Source organism: Actinoplanes sp. NPDC021490 (assembly GCF_055562135.1).
This window is the reverse complement of sequence record NZ_JBVHFW010000005.1, coordinates 157,508-177,632: the sequence shown is the minus strand read 5'-3', so window position 1 is coordinate 177,632 and position 20,125 is coordinate 157,508. Positions and strand designations below refer to the sequence as shown.

The 20,125-nt window shown below is 69.6% G+C and carries 21 protein-coding genes; 12 read left to right on the top strand and 9 right to left on the bottom strand.

The annotated features are described in order from the left end of the window. Positions 1 to 36 precede the first annotated feature (36 nt). Positions 37 to 705 (top strand): M50 family metallopeptidase, encoded by a 669-nt coding sequence (locus ACZ3I4_RS15650; protein ID WP_465382612.1) that lies wholly within the window; start codon positions 37 to 39, stop codon positions 703 to 705. A gap of 10 nt (positions 706 to 715) precedes the next feature. Here ACZ3I4_RS15650 and ACZ3I4_RS15645 read toward each other — a convergent pair whose 3' ends face one another. Further along, positions 716 to 2,278: an acyl-CoA carboxylase subunit beta gene (locus tag ACZ3I4_RS15645; RefSeq protein ID WP_465383008.1), complete on the bottom strand. Its 1,563-nt coding sequence runs from the start codon at positions 2,276 to 2,278 to the stop codon at positions 716 to 718. A 145-nt stretch (positions 2,279 to 2,423) separates the two neighbouring features. On the opposite strand from ACZ3I4_RS15645, the gene ACZ3I4_RS15640 reads away from it, so the two are divergent. From ACZ3I4_RS15640 to ACZ3I4_RS15630, 3 genes are read left to right on the top strand one after another with little or no spacing between them, the layout of a single operon-like run. After that, positions 2,424 to 3,554 carry a hypothetical protein gene (locus tag ACZ3I4_RS15640; protein ID WP_465382611.1) on the top strand — a complete coding sequence of 377 codons (1,131 nt, stop codon included), beginning with the start codon at positions 2,424 to 2,426 and terminating at the stop codon, positions 3,552 to 3,554. A 22-nt stretch (positions 3,555 to 3,576) separates the two neighbouring features. Then, a complete protein-coding gene (locus tag ACZ3I4_RS15635; protein WP_465382610.1) occupies positions 3,577 to 4,428 on the top strand; it encodes a biotin--[acetyl-CoA-carboxylase] ligase in 852 nt (283 codons plus the stop codon). 4 nt (positions 4,429 to 4,432) lie between these two features. Beyond that, entirely contained in the window at positions 4,433 to 5,008 is a 576-nt protein-coding gene (locus ACZ3I4_RS15630) for a PH domain-containing protein (RefSeq protein WP_465382609.1), read from the top strand. Here the strand turns inward: ACZ3I4_RS15630 and ACZ3I4_RS15625 are convergent. The 3 genes from ACZ3I4_RS15625 to ACZ3I4_RS15615 are packed head-to-tail and all read right to left on the bottom strand — an operon-like array spanning position 5,005 to position 6,913. Next, on the bottom strand, positions 5,005 to 5,532 hold the full coding sequence (locus ACZ3I4_RS15625) for a GtrA family protein (protein WP_465382608.1): 528 nt from the start codon (positions 5,530 to 5,532) through the stop codon (positions 5,005 to 5,007). The genes ACZ3I4_RS15630 and ACZ3I4_RS15625 overlap by 4 nt on opposite strands. A gap of 27 nt (positions 5,533 to 5,559) precedes the next feature. Beyond that, entirely contained in the window at positions 5,560 to 6,174 is a 615-nt protein-coding gene (locus ACZ3I4_RS15620) for a GtrA family protein (protein ID WP_465382607.1), read from the bottom strand. Further along, a complete protein-coding gene (locus ACZ3I4_RS15615; RefSeq protein WP_465382606.1) occupies positions 6,155 to 6,913 on the bottom strand; it encodes a sigma-70 family RNA polymerase sigma factor in 759 nt (252 codons plus the stop codon). The genes ACZ3I4_RS15620 and ACZ3I4_RS15615 overlap by 20 nt, the downstream gene beginning before the upstream one ends. Before the next feature lie 273 nt (positions 6,914 to 7,186). On the opposite strand from ACZ3I4_RS15615, the gene ACZ3I4_RS15610 reads away from it, so the two are divergent. From ACZ3I4_RS15610 to ACZ3I4_RS15595, 4 genes are all read left to right on the top strand, one after another. Further along, positions 7,187 to 9,016 (top strand): phosphoenolpyruvate carboxykinase (GTP), encoded by a 1,830-nt coding sequence (locus ACZ3I4_RS15610; protein ID WP_465382605.1) that lies wholly within the window; start codon positions 7,187 to 7,189, stop codon positions 9,014 to 9,016. Then, positions 9,013 to 9,894 carry a hypothetical protein gene (locus ACZ3I4_RS15605; protein WP_465382604.1) on the top strand — a complete coding sequence of 294 codons (882 nt, stop codon included), beginning with the start codon at positions 9,013 to 9,015 and terminating at the stop codon, positions 9,892 to 9,894. The genes ACZ3I4_RS15610 and ACZ3I4_RS15605 overlap by 4 nt, the downstream gene beginning before the upstream one ends. A gap of 69 nt (positions 9,895 to 9,963) precedes the next feature. Continuing rightward, positions 9,964 to 11,082: a geranylgeranyl reductase family protein gene (locus ACZ3I4_RS15600; RefSeq protein WP_465382603.1), complete on the top strand. Its 1,119-nt coding sequence runs from the start codon at positions 9,964 to 9,966 to the stop codon at positions 11,080 to 11,082. 32 nt (positions 11,083 to 11,114) lie between these two features. Further along, positions 11,115 to 11,897 (top strand): isoprenyl transferase, encoded by a 783-nt coding sequence (locus ACZ3I4_RS15595; RefSeq protein ID WP_465382602.1) that lies wholly within the window; start codon positions 11,115 to 11,117, stop codon positions 11,895 to 11,897. 3 nt (positions 11,898 to 11,900) lie between these two features. Here ACZ3I4_RS15595 and otsB read toward each other — a convergent pair whose 3' ends face one another. Next, positions 11,901 to 12,707 (bottom strand): trehalose-phosphatase, encoded by an 807-nt coding sequence (gene otsB, locus ACZ3I4_RS15590; RefSeq protein WP_465382601.1) that lies wholly within the window; start codon positions 12,705 to 12,707, stop codon positions 11,901 to 11,903. A gap of 269 nt (positions 12,708 to 12,976) precedes the next feature. Between otsB and ACZ3I4_RS15585 the strand changes: the two genes are divergently transcribed. From ACZ3I4_RS15585 to ACZ3I4_RS15575, 3 genes are all read left to right on the top strand, one after another. Beyond that, on the top strand, positions 12,977 to 14,389 hold the full coding sequence (locus ACZ3I4_RS15585) for a PhoH family protein (RefSeq protein WP_465382600.1): 1,413 nt from the start codon (positions 12,977 to 12,979) through the stop codon (positions 14,387 to 14,389). 301 nt (positions 14,390 to 14,690) lie between these two features. Beyond that, positions 14,691 to 15,425: an aggregation-promoting factor C-terminal-like domain-containing protein gene (locus ACZ3I4_RS15580; RefSeq protein ID WP_465382599.1), complete on the top strand. Its 735-nt coding sequence runs from the start codon at positions 14,691 to 14,693 to the stop codon at positions 15,423 to 15,425. 69 nt (positions 15,426 to 15,494) lie between these two features. Continuing rightward, complete coding sequence (locus tag ACZ3I4_RS15575; RefSeq protein ID WP_465382598.1) at positions 15,495 to 16,283, top strand: S1 family peptidase; 789 nt, start codon at positions 15,495 to 15,497, stop codon at positions 16,281 to 16,283. On the opposite strand, the gene ACZ3I4_RS15570 is transcribed toward ACZ3I4_RS15575, so the two are convergent. Both ACZ3I4_RS15570 and glpX read right to left on the bottom strand, forming a co-directional pair. Further along, positions 16,280 to 16,933 carry a rhomboid family intramembrane serine protease gene (locus ACZ3I4_RS15570; protein ID WP_465382597.1) on the bottom strand — a complete coding sequence of 218 codons (654 nt, stop codon included), beginning with the start codon at positions 16,931 to 16,933 and terminating at the stop codon, positions 16,280 to 16,282. The two genes, ACZ3I4_RS15575 and ACZ3I4_RS15570, sit on opposite strands and share 4 nt — an antisense overlap. 72 nt (positions 16,934 to 17,005) lie before the next feature. Then, positions 17,006 to 18,049, bottom strand: a complete 1,044-nt coding sequence (gene glpX, locus ACZ3I4_RS15565; RefSeq protein ID WP_465382596.1) for a class II fructose-bisphosphatase — start codon at positions 18,047 to 18,049, stop codon at positions 17,006 to 17,008. A gap of 100 nt (positions 18,050 to 18,149) precedes the next feature. On the opposite strand from glpX, the gene ACZ3I4_RS15560 reads away from it, so the two are divergent. Further along, the gene (locus tag ACZ3I4_RS15560) at positions 18,150 to 18,716 is read left to right on the top strand and encodes a DUF4245 domain-containing protein (protein WP_465382595.1); all 567 of its coding nucleotides are present in this window, start codon (positions 18,150 to 18,152) and stop codon (positions 18,714 to 18,716) included. Here the strand turns inward: ACZ3I4_RS15560 and ACZ3I4_RS15555 are convergent. After that, entirely contained in the window at positions 18,713 to 18,916 is a 204-nt protein-coding gene (locus ACZ3I4_RS15555) for an exodeoxyribonuclease VII small subunit (RefSeq protein ID WP_465382594.1), read from the bottom strand. The genes ACZ3I4_RS15560 and ACZ3I4_RS15555 overlap by 4 nt on opposite strands. After that, positions 18,913 to 20,091, bottom strand: coding sequence for an exodeoxyribonuclease VII large subunit (gene xseA, locus ACZ3I4_RS15550; protein ID WP_465382593.1), 1,179 nt, complete (start codon positions 20,089 to 20,091; stop codon positions 18,913 to 18,915). Before xseA ends, ACZ3I4_RS15555 begins: the two co-directional genes overlap by 4 nt. Positions 20,092 to 20,125: the final 34 nt, after the last annotated feature.

Here is a 20,125-nt window from a genome sequence, read left to right as displayed (position 1 = left end):
TAGGGCCGTCCCGGCACCGGAGTTAGCGTCCGCATCATGGAAGCTCCGCCGGGGCTGGCCTGGTCAACGGCCGTTGTGGGTTTCGTCCTGGCCATGCCCCTGTTCAAGATCACGCACCACGCGATCACGCTCGCGCACGAGGGTGGTCACGCGCTGATCGGCCTGGTGTTCGGCGGGAAGCTGCTGAAGCAGAAGATCCACCTGAGCAGCGACGGCGGCGGCGTCACCCACATCGAGATCGGCGGGCTCGGTCGGGTGTTCATGCTGCTGGCGGGCTATCTGGGCCCGTCCGTGGTGGGCTTCGCGGGCGCGATGATGCTGGTCCGCGGTTTCCCGCCCCGCTCGGTCATCCTGGTCAGCCTGGTTTTCGCGGTCTTCGTGCTGGTGCTGACGCGCAATGCTTTCGGGCTGCTGGTCGCCGCGTGCACGGTCGGCCTGCTGTGGGTGGTGGTCAGCCGGGCCACCGACCAGGTGCAGATGGTTTTCGCGTACGTCTGGGTCTGGTTCATGTTGATGGGCAGCACCCGGATCATCCCGCGCTTGTTCTGGGGCGTACGCCGGCAGGAAGGTGTGCAGGACCCGGAGTTGCTGGAGAAGCACACCTTCATCGGCGACGTGGTCTGGCTGTTCCTGTTCTGGATCGGCACCCTGGCCGCGCTCGTCTATGGCGGCGCGATGATGCTGCGCCACACCGGAATGGGCTGAAGCGGGAGGCTCAGAGCGGGATGTTTCCGTGCTTCTTGGGCGGCAGGGTCTCGCGTTTGGTCCGCAACGTCCGCAGCCCCCGGGTGATCTGGGCCCGCGTCTCCGACGGCATGATTACCGCGTCCACATAGCCCCGTTCGGCGGCGATGTACGGGTTGGCCAGCGTGTCCTCGTACTCCTGGACCAACTCGGACCGCCTCGCCGCGGGGTCATCGGCCGTGGCCAGGTCGCCGCGGTAGAGGATGTTGACCGCTCCCTGCGCTCCCATCACCGCGATCTGGGCGGTGGGCCACGCGAAGTTGAGGTCGGCGCCGAGGTGCTTCGAGCCCATCACGTCGTACGCCCCGCCGTACGCCTTACGCGTGATCACCGTGACCTTGGGGACGGTGGCCTCGGCGTACGCGTAAATGAGTTTGGCCCCTCGCCGGATGATCCCCTCCCACTCCTGGGAGGTGCCCGGCAGGAATCCCGGCACGTCGACGAAGGTCACCACCGGGATGTTGAAGGCGTCGCAGGTGCGCACGAACCGGGCCGCCTTCTCGGAGGCCGCGATGTCGAGCGTGCCCGCGAAATGCATCGGCTGGTTGGCCACCACGCCGACCGGTCGTCCCTCGACCCGGCCGAAGCCGACCACGATGTTCTGCGCGTACAGCGGCTGGACCTCGAGGAAGTCGTCCACCACCGTCTCGACGACCTTCTTGATGTCGTACGGCTGATTGGCCGAATCGGGGATGAGCGTGTCGAGCGCCAGATCGTCGCCGGACGGGGCCAGGTCGGCCGGCATCTCGAAGACGGTGGGGTCGTCGAGGTTGTTGGACGGCAGGTAGGACAGCAGCGCCCGCACGTAGTCGATCGCATCGTCCTCGTCGGACGCCAGGTAGTGCGCGTTTCCGCTGCGGGTGTTGTGGGTGCGGGCGCCGCCCAGTTCCTCGAACCCGACCTCCTCACCGGTCACCGTCTTGATCACGTCGGGGCCGGTGATGAACATGTGCGAGGTCTGGTCGACCATCACGGTGAAGTCGGTGATCGCGGGGGAGTAGACCGCGCCGCCCGCGCACGGTCCCATGATTAGCGAGATCTGCGGGATGACGCCGCTGGCCCGCACGTTGCGGAAGAAGATGTCGGCGTAGAGGCCGAGCGCGACCACGCCTTCCTGGATGCGGGCGCCGCCGGAGTCGTTGATCCCGATGATCGGGCAGCCGATCTTCATGGCCAGGTCGAGCACCTTGACGATCTTTTCGCCGAACACCTCGCCCAGCGAGCCGCCGAACACCGTGAAGTCCTGGGAGAAGACGCAGACCTGCCGGCCGTCGACCGTGCCGTAGCCGGTCACCACGCCGTCGCCGTACGGGCGGTTCTTTTCCAGGCCGAAGTTGGTCGAGCGATGCCGGGCCAGGCCGTCGAGTTCCACGAACGAGCCCTCGTCGAGCAGCATCTCGATGCGTTCGCGGGCCGTCTTCTTGCCTCGGGCGTGCTGCTTCTCGACCGCGCGGGCGGAACCGGCGTGCACTGCCTCGCCCGTACGTCGCTCGAGGTCGGCGAGCTTGCCGGCGGTGGTGTGGATGTCGGCCACGACGTCGTCGTCCTGGTGGGTGGTCACGCTCGTTCCTCACACTTCGGAGAGGCTGTACTCGTCAGTAATTGATCGTAGTGCGCTACCAGAGCCGATGACGGCCCGTGTGCGTTTCGCACGCAATGCCCCATTCGTTACCTGTGTCGTGACGAACTGGATGACCGCGGCCGGTATCGCCCTCATCGCCGGCGGGCTCGCCACGCTGATCTGTTTCCGCACCGTGCTCTTCGGCGGGGACGGGCGGCGTGCCCGGGGCAATCCGCAGGCCGGCATCCAGCCCAAATCACGGCGGGCGACGGGTGGCCGTCGTCGTGACCGGGCGCCGGAACCGGTCGCGGCTCCCTTGGCTCTTCCCGCGGCCGAGGAGGCGCTGCCCGAGGAGCCGGCGCCGATCGGCGCGGTCGAGGAGAACGAGTACCGCGAGGAGCCGTACGCCGGGGAGCCGTACGCCGAGGAGCCGTTCGTCCAGGAGCCGTTCGTCCAGGAGCCGTACCCGGAGAAGGTCTTCCTCCAGGAGCCGTACGTGGAGAAGGCGTTCGTCGAGGAGGCGTGCGTCGACAAGGCCTTCGTTCAGGAGCCGTACGTCGAGAAGGCGTTCGCCGAAAAGCCGTACGCCGAAAAGCCGTACGCCGAGGAGCCGTTCGCCGAAGTGCCGGAGCTTCTCGAGCACGAGGCCGACGAGCCGGTGGAGGACCCGCAGCACGCGGACCTGTTGGGGCCCGAAACCGAGCCCCCGTACCAGCCCGAGCGCTACGGCCACCGGGTCGAGGGCTGGGTCCGACCCGAATACCGCCACGTCCCCGAGGAGCCACCCTCCGGCGAGTACTGGACCCCGATACCGGTGCAGCTGGAACCCGATCCGGAACCGTCGGCCAAGGGTTACGGCTGGCCCATGGCCGTCGAACGGCTCCCCGCGGTCCCCAACTACGAGCCCGCCACCGGCTACGACCTCGAGCCGATCGAGCACGAGCCGACCGAGGTCGTTGGGCTGACACCCATCCGCAAGCGGCGCGACCGGGCGTCGGCGGCCGACCGCGGCAACCGGATCCACCTGCCCCGCAGCTGGGCCGCCCGCGACGACAAGTACCAGGAGCCGGCGGCCCGCGAGTGGCGGACGGAGAACGAGACGCCGCGCCGCCGCGCCGCGGTCACCGACGACCAGCCGCCCACCGCTCGTCGTCGCCCCCGGCCGCGGCCCCGCCCGTCGGTGGAGCCGCCCGACCGCAGCACGACCATGTATGTCAGCCGCCACGCCGCCGAGCCGCCGCCGCGCTGAGCAGCCGGGCTAGGCTCGGCGAATGTCCTCGCCGTTCACGGACCTCGACCGACCTCCGCTGTCCGAGCGCTCCCTCGTGCGCGCGCTCGTGACGCCGGGCAGCCTGTGGTCGCGTGTCGACGTGCGCGCCGAGACCGCCTCGACCAACGCCGACGTCGCCGCGGCGGCCGCCCGGGGTGAGGGCGAGGGCCTGGTCGTCGTGGCCGAGCAGCAGACCGCGGGCCGGGGGCGGCGTGACCGTCAGTGGACCTCGCCCGCCCGCGCCGGGCTCACCCTCAGTGTGCTGCTGCGTCCGGGGCAGGCCGACCGCGAGCGCGACTGGGCGGCGCTGACTCCACATTCGTACACGTGGCTCCCGCTTCTGGCCGGGGTCGCGCTGCGCGAGGCCGTCCAGCGGGTGGCCGAGGTCGACGCGACCCTCAAGTGGCCCAACGACCTGCTCGTGAACGACGGCAAGTGCGCCGGCATCCTGGCCGAGGTGACGGGCGACGCGGTCGTGCTCGGCATCGGGCTGAACGTGACGACCCGGGCCGAGGAGCTTCCCGAGACCACCGGGCTGCCCGCGACCTCACTCAAGGTGGCCGGCGCCGCCGTCACCGATCGCGACCCGCTGCTGCGGGCCCTGCTGCGGGGCTTCGCCTCCTGGTATGCGGGCTGGCGTGAGACCGGCGGCGACGCCGAGATGTCGGGCCTGCTCGCGGCGTACCGGCGGGGCTGCGCGACGATCGGGAAACCGGTGCGGGTGCTGCTGCCCGGGGGCGAGACGCTGCTGGGCGAGGCGACCGAGGTCGACGCGGACGGCCAATTGGTCGTCCGGACGGCGGACGGCGCTGTGCATCGCGTCTCGGCGGGTGACGTGCTGCACGTACGCTGACGGCGTGGCGTTTCCGGACGAAGTGCTGGCCGACGAGGAAGAGCTCGTCCTCCACATGCATCCCCATTGGAAGACGGCCCTGCGCCCCGGTCTGCTCGTGCTGCTCGCGGTCGTGGTGACCGCCGTGGCCTGGGTGATGCTGCCCACCGACAGCGGGCTGATCGCGTTCCTGGTGGTCGCGGCCATCATGGGCTATCAGGGCATCCGGTACGGGGTGGCGCCGCTGGTGATCTGGCGCTGCACCCACTACGTGCTGACCGACGAGCGGATTCTGCTGCAGGACGGCGTGATCGCCCGGGAGCGGCGTGATCTGCCGCTCAACCGCGTCAACGACCACGTCGTGACCCAGACCGTGCTCGACCGGATCTTCGGGTCGGGCACCCTGCGGGTCGACTCGATCGGGGAGCAGGCCGCGATTCTGGCCGCCGTGCCCCGCGCCCAGCAGGTGCAGACGCTTCTCTACGAGCTGATCGAGCAGAACCGGATCCGCCACCCCGATGACGAGGACGACGAGCCGGACGAGCCCGAGGTCCCCGTACAGCGGAAAGGGTTGTTCCGGCGGCAGGCCCGCAACGGCTAGCGGGACGCGTCGAGCTGCTTGTCCTCGGTGCTCAACTCGGCCAGGCCGGCCACCGCGTCGAGCTCGGTGAGGTCGGCCTCGTGACCGTCGACCGGCGGCTTGAGGAAGACGAACGTGCGGTAGGCCCAGAACCGGAACACCGTCGCGATCACGATGCCGACCAGCGTGACGGCCATGAACGCGACCTCGTCGTGCTGCTCGGTCAGGCCGAAGCCGTACTTGCCGATGGCGATCGACCCGGACTGGATGACCATGCCGACCAGGTTGAAGCCGAAGAACAGCGTGTATTCCCGCCGCAGCGCGGTGCGGCTGTGGTTGCGGTAGGTCCAATACCGGTTGGCGATGTAGGCCAGCGTGGTCGTCACGAGGGTGGCGATGACGCTGGCCTTGACGGCGCCGATGGGCAGAGCCACCCACGTGATCGCCATGTAGAGCAGGGTGTTTCCGGCGCCGATGACCCCGAAGGCGAGGACTTCGGGAGCGAGACGGCGCAGATGGTCCGTCAGCTCACGTGCTGAAGGCATTGGGCAACCTTACGGGAGAGAGGGCGGTCACGCCGTGTCACGAACGGGGGAAGGCGGCGGCGTCACACCGGCCGCTCGTTGCTCCTGTCGTGGCGGCGCGCCCGGCGGGGTCGAGGCCGGGAAGACGAACCGGCGATACGACCAGAAACGGAACAGCGAGCCGGCGGCGGTGCCGACCAGCTGACCCGAGATGTTGTCCGCGAGCTGGGTCTGGAAGACCGGTGAGAGCTGTCCCAGACCGTAGTGACTGATCGCCAGGCAGGCGAGCCCGATGCCCAGTCCTATGGCGTTGAGCACGAAGAACATCGTGTATTGCCGGGCCATGTGGGCGTGGGCGCGGTGACGCCACGTCCAGAACCGGTTGCCCGCGAACGCGAAGGTCGTCGCGATGACCGTCGAGATGGTCTTGGCGATCAGGGTCTCGAAGCCGGACTGCAGCAACACGTTGAAGATCGCGACGTCGATCGCGAAGGCGATGCCGCCCACCGTGCCGAATTTGCCGAGCTCGCGAAACAGTGCCCGGAACCGGGTACGCAGGCCGGTTGGCTGCGTCGGCGTGGATTCGGGCACGGTTCCGAGAGTACCGGGGGCAGTCACGGACCGCTGTTTTCGTTGGCGAGTCTTAACCGCTGGATCTCGCATGGTGACGCTGCCGATACGGAGGGTAGATTTCGTTGATCTCGGCGATCTCCGCGACTCTCTTCCGGCACTCACCACACCACCTCAGATGTACGCGCATTCGATTGCTGTCCCGCGGGGCGAGGCGCCCGCGCAGGTGGACTCCGAGCCGGTCGCCGGCCCACCGGCACTCCGGGTGCTCGGCCGTCGTCACGTGCTGCTGCAGATAGAGGCTGCGCAGCCCCTCCCGCGCGCGGTGGGCCAGCACCGCGACCGCGTTGGGAGTCATGCCGAGCATCCCGGCGACCTCGGCCGGGCTGTTCCCTTCAACGGCGGTCTGCCACAACACGTCACGCCAGCGCTCGGGCAGCTGGCGGAACGCGGCCGCCGCGTACGCGCGCTCCAGGCGTTCCAGCGCCGGGTCGGTGTAGGGCTGGCCCTCGTCGTACCGGGTCAGGTCGTCGGTGAACTCGAGCCGCCGGTCGCGCCGGGCCCGGTGGTAGCAGACGTGCCGCATGGTCGTGTGCAGGTAGGCGCGGAAGGCGACCAGGGGACCGCGGCCGGCGCGGAGCGAGGCGAAGACCTTGGCGAACGTCTCGGCGACCAGGTCGTCGACGTCGGCCGGGTCGCTGACCAGTCCGTACGCCAGATGGCGGGCCGCCACGCGGTGCCTTTCCCAGAGCGTCCCGTACGCCGCGGTGTCGCCGGCCCGGACGGCGGCCAGTAGGTCGGTGTCCGGCGGGTCGTGGTCCGGCATCGTCATTCCTGCCTCCTGCGGCGGGAGTAAGAGGAAAGCCCGATACCGACCAGCTTAAGGCGTTAGGTCCGTTTTGCGAAACTCGGCCATTCGGCTATCGGCTAACGATGTTGCGCGGAACTGCACCCTTCGGCGAAGGATCGATCGTCTATGCGCATGGTGGCCGAGGATTGTGCGGTTATCCACAGCAACAGCCGATGAACTGAACGTGTCCGCCGCCTAGGCTGAGCGAACTCCACCCAGGACCTCAGGCCGGCTCCGTACCGGCCTCTGTGGTCATTGGTCAGTGCCGACCGAAGGAGAACCGCCTTGACCCAGCCCACCGAGCACCGTCGCCTCCTCGCCTGGATCACCGAGGCCGCCGCCCTCACCACGCCCGACCGCATCGTCTGGTGCGACGGGTCGCAGGACGAGTGGAACACCATCACCGACTCCCTGGTCGACTCGGGCGCGCTGGTGCGTCTCGACCCGGACAAGAAGCCGAACTCCTTCTGGGCGCGGACCGACCCCGGCGACGTCGCCCGGGTCGAGGAGCGCACGTTCATCTGCTCGGTCGACGAGTCCGACGCCGGTCCCACCAACAACTGGACCGACCCGGCCGAGATGAAGGCGACCATGACCGAGTTGTACCGGGGGTGCATGCGCGGCCGGACCATGTACGTGGTGCCGTTCTGCATGGGTCCGCTGGATGCCCCGCAACCGATGTTCGGGGTGGAGCTGACCGACAGCCCGTACGTGGTGGCCAGCATGCGGATCATGACGCGGATGGGCACCGCGGTGCTGGAGGCGATGGGCGACGACGCCGACTTCGTGCCCGCGCTGCACTCGGTCGGGGCGCCGCTCGAACCGGGTCAGCCGGACGTGGCCTGGCCGTGCAACGAGACCAAATACATCTCGCACTTCCCCGAGACCCGCGAGATCTGGTCCTACGGCTCCGGGTACGGCGGCAACTCGCTGCTCGGCAAGAAGTGCTACGCCCTGCGGATCGCCAGCGTCGCCGCACGCGACGAGGGCTGGCTGGCCGAGCACATGCTGATCATGAAGTTGACCTCGCCCGAGGGTCAGGTCCGCTACATCGCCGGCGCGTTCCCCTCGGCCTGCGGCAAGACCAACCTGGCCATGCTCGAGCCGACCCTGCCCGGCTGGAAGGTCGAGACCGTCGGCGACGACATCGCCTGGATGCGGTTCCGCTCCGACGGCCGGCTGTGGGCCACCAACCCCGAGTTCGGCCTGTTCGGCGTGGCCCCCGGCACCGATTTCCACACCAACCCCAACGCCATGCGTACGCTCGCCCGCGGCAACTCGGTCTTCACCAACGTGGCCCTGACCGACGACGGCGACATCTGGTGGGAGGGCATGGGCTCGCCGCCCGCCCACCTCGTCGACTGGCGGGGCGATGACTGGACCCCGGAATCCGGCCGGCCGTCGAGCCACCCCAACAGCCGCTTCTGTACGCCCATCGAGCAGTGCCCGATCCTGGCCGACGAATACCATGACCCGCGTGGCGTGCCGATCGACGCGATCCTGTTCGGCGGCCGCCGCAAGACGACGATCCCGCTGGTCGCCGAGGCCCGCGACTGGGTGCACGGCGTCTACCTGGGCGCGACCCTGTCCAGCGAGACCACCGCGGCCGCGGTCGGCCAGGTCGGTGTCGTCCGCCGCGACCCGATGGCCATGCTGCCGTTCATCGGCTACCACGCCGGCGACTACTTCCAGCACTGGATCGACATGGCCAAGGGCGCCTCGGGAGACGCCGCCCGCCTGCCCAAGATCTTCTACGTCAACTGGTTCCGCCGCGACGACGAGGGCGGATTCCTCTGGCCCGGCTTCGGCGAGAACAGCCGCGTCCTCAAGTGGATCGTCGAGCGCCTGGACGGCCGGGGCGAGGCGATCGAGACCGCGATCGGTCACGTGCCCACGGTCGCGGCCATCGACCGTACGGGATCGGACATCTCGGACGAGGACATGGAGGCGGTGCTGCGCGTCGACCGCGACGAGTGGCTGGCCGAGATCCCGCAGATCACCGAATGGTTCACCAAGTTCGGCGACAAACTCCCCGCCGTGCTGTGGTCCGAACTCGACGCGTTGCGGGCCCGCCTGTCGGAATGATCGGTGCCCGGCCCGGGTATCCGGGTCAGGTGACGATCGAAGCAGGGCGGCCACGCGTGCTGCGCGCGCTGACCGCCCTGCTGTTCGCAACAGCGGCGGCCACCGTCGTGGTCGAGATCCTCAATTACCTGTACGCCCCCTCGCACGGCTTCGGCTTCGCGGTGCGCACCGGCTGGGCCCTGCTGCGCACGCTCGGCTGGCTGCTGCTGATCCGCCAGGTCCGCCGCGACCGCGCCGTGGCCCGCCCGCTGGGCCTCATCCTGGCCGTGACCACGGTCTTCGCGGTCGGCCGCCTCGTCGTCCCGCGTTCCGGCCTGCCACCCCTGCCCGGCGTGATCGGCTTCGCCGTGCTGCTCCTCCTGTGCGCCGCCGTGGTCGCCCTGCTCTATCGCCACCCCGTGGTCCGCGACCGTCTCGTACGCCATCCCCCGCGCCTGGTCCTGACCCGCGAGGGCCTGAGCATGCGCGAGGCCGCCCCTCGCCGCGCCCCCGTCACCGGCTGGGTGCTGACCGCCCGGATCGCGGCCTTCACCTACAGCCCTTTGATGCTGGTCCCGTGCCTGATCTCCTTCGCCGAACTGCGCGACCGTCCTGAATGGCTGCTCGCGGTCCTGTTCTGGCTGGCCGCGGGCATCGCCGTGAGCTACGCGGTGCTGCTGTGCACCTTCTTCCTGCTGCGCGGCAAGCCGGCCGCCCGTAGGGCCCTGGGGTGGCTGACCTTCTTCGTGCTGGCCTGGGATTTGCCGCTCTGCTACTTCCTGCTCGGGCTCGACGGCCTGATCCGCGATGGGGCGCCTCTTGTAGCAGCTGCCGGTCTTACTTGGTTCGCTCTCCACAGGGCCGCCGCCCCTGTGGACAACCCCGTCCCCGCCCCTTGACAAGGAGTAGCGTCTTCCCCCATATCCCCGGCTGGGGTACTTCCTACCGAACGGCGGGAAAGGCGCGTAATGCGGACTTTCGACGTGGCCATCGTCGGGGCCGGGCCCGCCGGTTCGGCGGCGGCGCTGGCGGCCCGCCGGGAGGGCGCGACCGTGCTGCTGCTCGACCGGTCCGGCTTTCCACGCGACAAGGTCTGCGGCGACGGCATAGCCGCCGAGGCGATCACCGTCCTCAGCGAACTCGGCGTACACGGCGTTACCGACGGCTACCCGGCCATCGAACGCCTGCGGCTTGTCGGCCCCGGCGGCGCGACCGTCGCGCGACCGCTGCCCCGGCCGGCGCACACGATCCCGCGGCGGGTCTTCGACGAGCGTCTCGTGCGGGCGGCCACGGAGGCGGGGGCCGAACTTCGGCGGCATACCGTTCGTGCGATCCGTGACGACGGCGAAGCGGTCACGATCGACGACCGGTATCGGGCCGCCGTGGTCATCGGGGCCGACGGTGCGGGGTCGGTGGTTCGGCGTGCGCTCGGCCATCCCGTCAACCCGCCGGGCCACCTGGCCGTGGCCATCCGGGGTTACGCCCGCACCACCAACATCGCCGAGCAGGTGATTGTCACGACGCGGCGGCGCTGGCCGGCGTACGCGTGGGAGTTTCCGGTCGGCGACGGCACCGCCAACGTCGGCTACGGCGAGGTGCTGCGCGGCGAACCGCTCTCCCGGGCGTACCTGCTGGAACGCCTCAGCCTGCTGCGGCCCGGCGGCCTGGCGGACGAACTGACCGGGGTGCGCGGCCACCATCTGCCGTTGTCGACCCGGCGGCCGCCGCCGGCCCGGGGACGCGTGCTGCTCGCGGGGGACGCGCTGTCGCTGATCAACCCGTTCACCGGCGAGGGGATCTTCTACGCCGTTCTCTCGGGTGCGCTGGCCGGGCAGGCCGCCGCGCGACGAGGTGATTATCGCAGCGCTCTGCGTAACCGGCTCGGCCGGCATCTGCGGCACTCGGGGGTGGTGGCGTTGCTCAGCCGTCAGCCGCGCGTGGTCGACGCGGCGGTGGATGCGGCTGCCCGGGACGGTGCCGTCTTCGACCGGATGGTGGAGCTGGGCCTGGGTGACGGGGTTTTCGACCTTCGCACTATCGGGCGTATCGCCTTGCGGTTGGGTCACCGTCACCCGGGCACCCCTTGAGTCGCTACCCGTGAGGGCTAGGGTTTGAGGCGATGAGTCTGCGGTCCTTGATTGTTACTCCGTTCTACCGCGTGTACGAGCGGCGGCTGGCCGGCAAGCTGGCCGGCAAGCCCGTGCCCCAGCACGTCGGCATCATGTGCGACGGCAACCGTCGCTGGGCTCGCGAGATGGGCTTCGTCGACCCCAACGACGGCCATCGGGTCGGCGCCACCCGGGTCAAGGAACTGCTCACCTGGTGCGACCAGGCCGGCATCAAGCACGTGACGCTCTATCTGCTGGCCACCGACAATCTGCGCCGGCCCGCGGCCGAGCTCGACCCGCTGGTCCGCATCATCGAGGACCTCGCGACCGAGCTGGCCGAGGACGGCAACCCCTGGCGCCTGCGCATGGTGGGGGCGCTCGACATTCTGCCCGCGGCGACGGCGGCGACTCTCAAAGCAGCCCAGGAAAAGACCCGCGACCGTACGGTCGGGGTCGAGGTCAACATGGCGGTCGGCTACGGCGGCCGCCGTGAGATCGCCGACGCCGTACGCTCCCTGCTGCACGAGCAGGCGGCGGCCGGGCGCACGATCGAGGAGATGGCCGAGATCCTCGACGTCGAGCACATCGCCGAGCACCTTTACACCCGCGGGCAACCCGATCCCGACCTGGTCATCCGCACCAGCGGGGAGCAGCGGCTCTCCGGGTTCCTGCTGTGGCAGTCGGCGCACTCGGAGTTCTATTTCCACGACGCCAACTGGCCCGACTTCCGCCGCATCGACTTCCTGCGGGCGCTGCGGTCGTACGGAAGCCGGCAGCGCCGCTATGGAGCCTGACCCCTAAAACCTCTCGAGGCCCTGCCGCAGGAACTCGGCCACCGCGTCCGGCGAGTCGAGGGTCAGGTCGGCCGCGCTGGACACCTCGGCGCCCGTTTCGGGGTTGGCCACGGCCACGGCGACGCCGAAGAACGACGGGTCGACGGCCTCGCGGGCGCGCAGCGCGTCGAACGCCTTGATGTCGGACATGTCGTCACCGAAATACCACGCGCAACCGGCGTCGCGGACGCCCTCGGTGATGACCATGCCCTTGTCCTGGTCGACGGGGGGCTTGAGCTCGACGACCATGCGGCCGCCCTGGATGCGCAGCCCGTGCTTCTCGGCCTGCTCGTGGCCCCAGCGCTCGACCGTGGCGGCCGCGTCGGGGGCCGTGCGGTAGTGCAGGGCCACCGACAGGCGCTTGTATTCCACCAGGGTCGAGGACGGCAGCTCGGACTTGGCCCGCTCGGCCAGGTCGGCCATGGCGGGCACCCAGGGCAGCGCGGCCGGCTCGGTGACGACCTCACCCTCGTGCCACACCTCGAGGCCGTAGAGCCCGTAGAGGTCGACGCGCTCGAGCGAGGAGAAGCGCGAGCGCAGGAAGCTGACCGGACGGGCGGAGACGATGGCCACCCGCTGGACGACCCCGGCCAGGCGCTCGAGAACGCCGAGGACCGCGGGGGCCGGCTGCGAGGCGTCCGGGTCGTCGGTGACCGGCGACAGCACGCCGTCGAAGTCGAAGAAGAAGGTGGTCGACGAGGCTCTGGCGGCGGTGAACGCCCAGGCGTCGTCGATGCTCAGCGGATGGGTCGGACGCGGAGTCTGTGCCACGTCGTCAGATTACCCGCCCCACGTCGTGTTTCATGCCGGAGAAATTCACTGGGAGTTGAGCGTCACCCGTTTTTGCGTACTACCGCCTGGCGCAGTTGACCGCTAGCGTTTGGGTCATGGCACGGGGTCATCCCGAGCCAGCCGGCCGGCCCGGACCTGCGACAAGTGCGCCACGGGGCCCCGCAATCCGACCCCGTGCATGGAAACGGGCGCCGGAGGTGGCGGACCGCGGGCGTACCGGGTTGCACGCCCGCCGCTGGAGCAGGCCTGTGACATCTCGCCGTTCTGACGCCGACGTCTCTTCCCCCGACGCGGCCGTCGAAGTCTCCACGAGTCGGGCCCGATCGGGACGGCAGTCCCGGGACAGGCACACTGACGCAGAACCGGCCCGTGAGGGCCGTGTTTTCGTTCTGGACACTTCGGTCCTGCTGTCCGACCCGGCGGCTTTCCGCCGGTTCACCGACCATGAGGTGATTATTCCCCTGGTGGTCATCTCCGAGCTGGAGGGCAAGCGTCACCACCCCGAGCTGGGCTGGTTCGCGCGGCAGTCGCTGCGCTTCCTCGACGAGTTGCGAATCAAGTACGGCCGGCTCGATCAGCCGGTGCTCTGCAACGACGAGGGCGGCACGCTGAGGGTCGAGCTCAACCACGCCGATCAGAGCGTTCTGCCGCAGGGTTTCCGCAACGACTCGAACGACACCCGCATCCTGTCGGTGGCCCTCGGGCTCGCCGCCGAGGGGCGAGAGGTCACGCTGGTCAGCAAGGACATGCCGCTGCGGGTGAAGGCGGCGTCGGTGGGGCTGGCGGCCGACGAGTACCGGCACGGCCAGGCCAGCGATCCCACCTGGACCGGCATGGCCGACCTCAAGCTGGGGGAGGAAGACGTCAACGCCCTGTACGGGGGCGATGAACTGGAGCTTGAGGAGGTTGAGCACCTGCCGTGCCACACCGGGCTGGTGGTGCACTCGCCGCGCGGCTCGGCGCTGGCCCGGGTCACGCCGGACAAGTCCGTACGGCTGGTCCGCGGCGACCGTGAGGCGTTCGGTCTGCGCGGCCGCTCGGCCGAGCAGCGCGTCGCGCTGGACATCCTGCTGGACGAGTCGATCGGCATCGTGTCCCTGGGCGGCCGGGCCGGCACCGGCAAGTCGGCGCTCGCGCTGTGCGCCGGTCTCGAGGCCACCATGGAGCGCAACCGCCACAAGAAGGTCATCGTGTTCCGTCCGCTGTACGCGGTGGGCGGCCAGGAGCTCGGCTACCTGCCCGGCACCGAGAACGAGAAGATGTCGCCCTGGGCGCAGGCCGTCTTCGACACTCTGGGCGCGGTGGTGCACGCCAACGTGGTCGAGGAGGTCATGGCCCGCGGGATGCTCGAGGTGCTCCCGCTGACCCACATCCGCGGCCGCAGCCTGCACGACGCGTTCGTGATCGTCGACGAGGCCCAGTCGCTGGAACGCAACGTGCTGCTGACCGTGCTCTCCCGGATCGGCCAGGGTTCGCGGGTCGTGCTCACCCACGACGTGGCCCAGCGCGACAACCTGCGGGTGGGCCGGCACGACGGTGTCACGGCGGTGATCGAGGCGCTCAAGGGCCACCCGATCTTCGCGCACGTCACGCTGACCCGGTCCGAGCGGTCACCCATCGCTGAAGTGGTCACCGATCTGCTCGAAGAGATTCCACTCTGAGTGATGAGGGGAACCCGTGCTGTTAGCGCGGGTTCCCCGCCGGAGTGACCCGATTCCTGGGGTTTTTCACCCGGTTTAAGCGTGAAATTGTTGTGAGCAAGTTCACAACACAGCCTGGTCATTTCACATCCACTTCACCGTGGGCCATGGTGTCTGACGAGCGCCATGCGTGGTCACCGACGTCGGAGATCGACTTCGCCCACAGCCCGGCCCGGTTGGGTCGCGGTGCTCGCGGCATGCTTTCCGCCCTCCCCGGGGCGGTGGGCGAGCCGCGTCATTGCCCCCGACGAAGGGAAACTTCGTGAATCGGCTCTGGAGCCGGGTCGGAGTACGAGTCACCTCGGTCAGCCTGCTGGTAGTGGGCGCGGCCGGCGGTATCTACCTCGGACAGGACCAGGCAGTCCAGCAGCGGAGCGCCGAAGCGAGCGTCGTCGCGCAGGTCGCCGTCGACGACTCGCAGCTGCTGAAGCAACGTCAGGCCCAACATGCCGCCGCCCGTGCCTTCCAGCGCCAGGCCGAGGGCAACGCCGCCGAGAAGGCCGCGTCCGCCGCCAAGGCCGCCGCAGGCAAGGCGCACACGGCCGAGCGCAAGGTGATCGCCCAGAAGAAGGCGGCCGCCGAGGCCGCAGCGAAGAAGAAGGCCGAGGAAGAGAAGGCCGCGAAGGAGGAGTCGGACTCGGGTTCGGGCAGCACGCCGGAATTCGACGGCGACATCCCCGCCTCCTGCAACGAGTTCAGCGGCAACCGGGCGATCGGCTGCTCGCTGATGCTCGACGCCGGCTTCAAGATCTCCCAGTTCTCGTGCCTCGAGAAGCTGTGGAAGAAGGAAAGTGGCTGGAACCACAAGGCCACCAACAAGAGCTCGGGCGCGTACGGGATTCCGCAGGCCCTGCCGGGCAGCAAGATGAAGTCGGCCGGCAGCGACTGGAAGACCAACCCGGCGACCCAGATCGAGTGGGGCCTCGGCTACATCGAGGGCCGGTACGACACCCCCTGTGGTGCGTGGGGCCACTCGCAGGACGTGGGCTGGTACTAAGTAGACAGGCATCGTGAACGGGCCGCGCGGCTAACCGCGCGGTCCGTTTCGCTGTGATCAAATGTCTTTATGGTCCGAAATGTCGTTTCGCTGGTTCTGGCCGGGGTAATGACGGTCGTGCTGACGGCGGCTGTCCGGCCCGCGCAAGCCGGCGTGGACGCACGACCGGCCGGACCGGTGGTCGGCGGTCTGGTGGCGCCGCAGGGCAAGTTCCCGTGGGCGGTGCGGCTGTCGATGGGCTGCGGTGGCGCGCTGACCGAGCCGCGGGTGGTGCTCACGGCCGGGCACTGCGTCGACGGCACCGGCAAGAACGACAGCATCCAGGTCACGGCCGGAGTGGCCGACCTGACCTCCCAAAGCGCGCAGACCGCCCGGTCCGAGCGGGTGATCCGGGCCGAGGGCTTCGTCGACGAGGTGCACGGGGATGACTGGGCGGTCATCCGGCTCGACCGGCCGCTTCGCCTGCCGACCCTGCCGCTGGCCGAGGACCCGATCGGGGTCGGGCGCTACATCGTGATGGGCTGGGGCCAGACCCGCGAGGACTCCATCCAGCAGGAGCAGCGACTGCACTACGCCGCCGTGCCCACCGTGCCGGACGAGAAGTGTGAGGCGGCGTACCGGAAAGCGGGTGTGAAGCTCGTGCGCGACGAGCAGCTGTGCGCCGGGTCGACCGCGGCGGACACCTGTCAGGGGGACAGCGGCGGACCGATGATCGGACGCGGCCGGCACGGCGAGTGGGTGCAGGTGGGCATCGTCAGCTGGGGCCTGGGGTGCGCGCGTGACGGATACCCGGGCGTCTACACCCAGCTGTCCACGTTTCGGCCGGCGATCAAGGACGCCGTACGGAAGCTGCGTTAGAAGTTGAGTGTCGTGTCGAGCTTGGCCGGCCGCACGCGCTTGCGGCGGAACAGGATCGCGGCGATCACCCCGCCGAGCAGGCCCAGCAGGTGGCCCTGCCACGACACCGGCTGATCGGTCGGCAGGATGTTGTAGAGCTGATACCAATACAGCAGGCCGATGAACGCGGCCACCGCGAAGTTCCACCACGAGCGCTCGACCAGGCCGCGCATGACCAGCAGGCCCAAGTAGCCGAAGATCACGCCGCTGGCCCCGACGACCACGCTGTTGGGGTCGCCGACGAACCAGACGCCCAGGCCGCTGACCAGCATGATCACGAAGGTCGACCAGATGAACCGCTTGGTCCCGCCGGCCAGCGCGAACGTGCCGACCAGGATGAGCGGGACGGCGTTGCCGTAAAGGTGATCCCATCCGGCGTGCAGGAACGGGCTGAACAGCACGCCGTCGAGCCCGTCGACGCGGTGCGGGATGATGCCGCCGGCCACGTCGAGCTGGCCCGCCCCGACGCCGACGTCGATCGCCTCGATCAGAAAGAGCACCGGGATCACGGCGCACATCGTCACGAAGGCGCGGCCCAGTGACGCGTAGAAAGCGTCGGTGCCGAACTTGGCCTCTGCCTCTGCGCGCGCCTCGGATGCCCCGTAGCTCATCATTCGATAGTTCCAGGCGACAGCTAGGCCCGCCAAACGCGCGGGCCTAGCTCAGGGATTTCTCAGGGATGGTCAGATCGCCGGCTCGGAGTCACCCAGAGTCACGGTCGGCAGGTGACCGTCGAAGTCGACCGCCGAATAGAGCGCGAGCTTCTCGAGCCGGTGGTACGAGTCGATGACCCGGATCGTGCCGCTCTTGGACCGCATGACGATCGACTGGGTGTGCGCCCCGCCCGACCGGTAGCGCACGCCCTTGAGCAGGTCGCCCGAGGTCACGCCGGTGGCCACGAAGAAGCAGTTGTCCCCGGTGACCAGGTCGTCGGTGGTGAGCACGCGGTCCAGGTCGTGCCCCGCGGCCAGCGCCTTCTCGCGCTCGGCGTCGTCGCGCGGCCACAACTTGGCCTGGATCATGCCGCCCAGGCACTTGAGCGCGCAGGCCGCGGTGATGCCCTCGGGCGTGCCGCCGATGCCCATCAGCACGTCCACGTCGGATTCGAGACGGGCCGCGGAGATGGCGCCCGCGATGTCGCCGTCCGAGATGAACTTGATGTTCGCCCCGGCCCGGCGCACCTCCTCGACGAGGGTCGCGTGCCGCGGGCGGTCGAGGATGCAGACGGTCACGTCGGAGATGCTGGACCGCTTGGCCTGGGCGATCCGCTTGAGGTTCTCGGTCGTGCCGGCGTTGATGTCGATGACGTCGGCGCAGTCCGGCCCGACGGCGATCTTTTCCATGTAGAAGACGGCGCTCGGATCGAACATGGCGCCCCGCTCGGCCACGGCCAGCACGGCCACCGCGCCGGGCATGCCCTTGCTCATCAGCGTCGTGCCGTCGATCGGGTCCACCGCCACGTCGACCTCGGGACCGGTGCCGTCGCCCACCTGCTCCCCGTTGAAGAGCATGGGCGCCTCGTCCTTCTCGCCCTCGCCGATCACCACCACCCCGCGCATCTGGATCGAATTGATCAGCTTGCGCATGGCATCGACGGCCGCGCCGTCACCACCGTTCTTGTCGCCTCGCCCGACCCAGCGGCCCGCCGCCATCGCGGCGGCCTCGGTGACACGAACCAGGTCGAGGGCGATGTTGCGGTCGAGATCCTGTGGAAACCGTGCGGGCATGGGCGCCTCCTCGCGACGATGCGGGGTCGGTTGACGCACCGATCCTCACATGCTCCGATGCGCAAAGTCCCGCGTCAGCGACATGGTTAACAATGGGTGCGTGGAACCCGCCTCGCCTGCCGCACCCGCCCCGGCCGATCCGCCCGTACGCCTCGCGCGCGGTTCGGAGCGCTCGCCCAAGGACATGGCGATGTCGCTGGCCGTCCTGCTGATCCCGATCGCCCTGCTGCTGACCTTCTATCGGCTGGTGCTCGACGGCGACAAGCCGATCTCGGTCGACGCCGCGCCGACGATCCAGGAGGCGCAGCAGGCCGGCCTGTTCACCGTGCTGGTCCCCCAGGGCCTGGGCGACGACTGGCACACCTCGACGGCCACGTTCCGCCGGGCCGAGAACGGCGCGACGCTGCGAATCGGCTATGTCGACCCCGACAAGGACCCGATCCAGATGGTGCAGAGCAACGTGCCCTCCGCGACCCTGCTGCCGATCGAGCTGTCCAAGGAGGCCAAGCCGATCGGTCAGTTCCGGGCCGAGTCGGGGGTGTGGCGGCTCTACGACGCCCGGCCGGGGGAGAAGGCGCTCGTGCTGGCCGACCAGACCCGTACGGTCGTGCTCGTCGGCAAGACCGACGCCGACAACCTGGAGACGCTGGCCGGCGCGCTGCGCTAATCGTCGCCGCGGGCGGCCCGGGCTGCCTCGATCCGCTCGCGGGCACCGTCCAGCCAGCCCTGGCAGACGTCGGCCAGCTTCTCGCCGCGCTCCCACAGGGCCAGCGACTCCTCCAGCGAGCTGCCGCCCTGTTCCAGCCGTTCGACCACGGTGGCCAGCTCGGTGCGGGCCTGCTCGTAGCTCAGCTTCTCGTCAGTCACTCGTTCTCCCGTACGGCTGCTCGCAGCTCACCCTTGGCGAGCCGCACCCTGATCACATCGTCGACCTTGACCTCATCGGCCGCGCGTACCACGTGCCCGTCCGCGCGCTGCACGATCGCGTAACCCCGCTGCAGCGTCGCCGCCGGGGACAGCGCACGCAGCCGGGCGACCGTGTGCCGCAGGTCGTCGTCGGCCCGGCGCAGGCGATGCTCCAGGCTGCGCACGGCCCGGTCGCGCAGCGCCGTCACGTCGGCGGCCCGCTGGTCGATCAGCAGCTCGGGGCGGGCCAGCGAGGGCCGCGAGCGCCACGACTCGATGCGGTGGGTCTCGCGGTCGATCAGCGTGCCGACGGCCCGGTCGAGCCGGCGCCGGGCGTGCTGGATGAGCTGCGTTTCCTCACCGAGGTCGGGCACGATGCGCTTGGCCGCGTCGGTCGGGGTGGAGGCGCGCAGGTCGGCCACGTAATCGAGCAGCGGCGCGTCGGTCTCGTGACCGATCGCGCTGACCACCGGGGTGCGGGCGCCGAAGACCGCCCGGCACAGCGCCTCGTCGCTGAACGGCAGCAGATCTTCGACGCTGCCGCCGCCGCGGGCGATCACGATGACGTCGATGGTGTCGTCGTTGTCGAGCACCTTGAGCGCGTCGATGATCTGGGGCACCGCGGTCGGGCCCTGGACCGGCACATTGACCACCCGGAAGTCGACCGACGGCCAGCGGCGGCGGGTGTTCATCAGCACGTCGCGCTCGGCGGCGCTGGCCCGGCCGGTGATCAGGCCGATGCGCTGCGGCAGGAACGGCAGCCGGCGCTTGCGCTCGCGGGCGAACAGGCCCTCGGCGGCCAGATGCTTTTTCAGCCTTTCGAGGCGCGCCAGCAGCTCGCCCAGCCCGACCTGACGGATCTCGTCGGCGCGCAGGCTGAGGGTGCCGCGGGCCGGATAGAACTCGGGCTTGGCGTGCAGGGTGACCCGGGCGCCCTCGGAGAGCTCGGGAGCGCCGGAGTCGAGCACGTCGCGGTGGGCGGTGACGGTCAGGCTGAGGTCGGCCGAGGGGTCGCGCAGGGTCAGGAAGACCACGGTGGAGCCGGGACGGCGGCTGATCTGGGCGACCTGCCCGTCGACCCACACCCAGCCCAGCTTGGCGATCCAGGAGCTGATCTTCTGGCTGACCACCCGCACCGGCCACGGTTCGTCGGCCGAGCTTTTCGGTGGC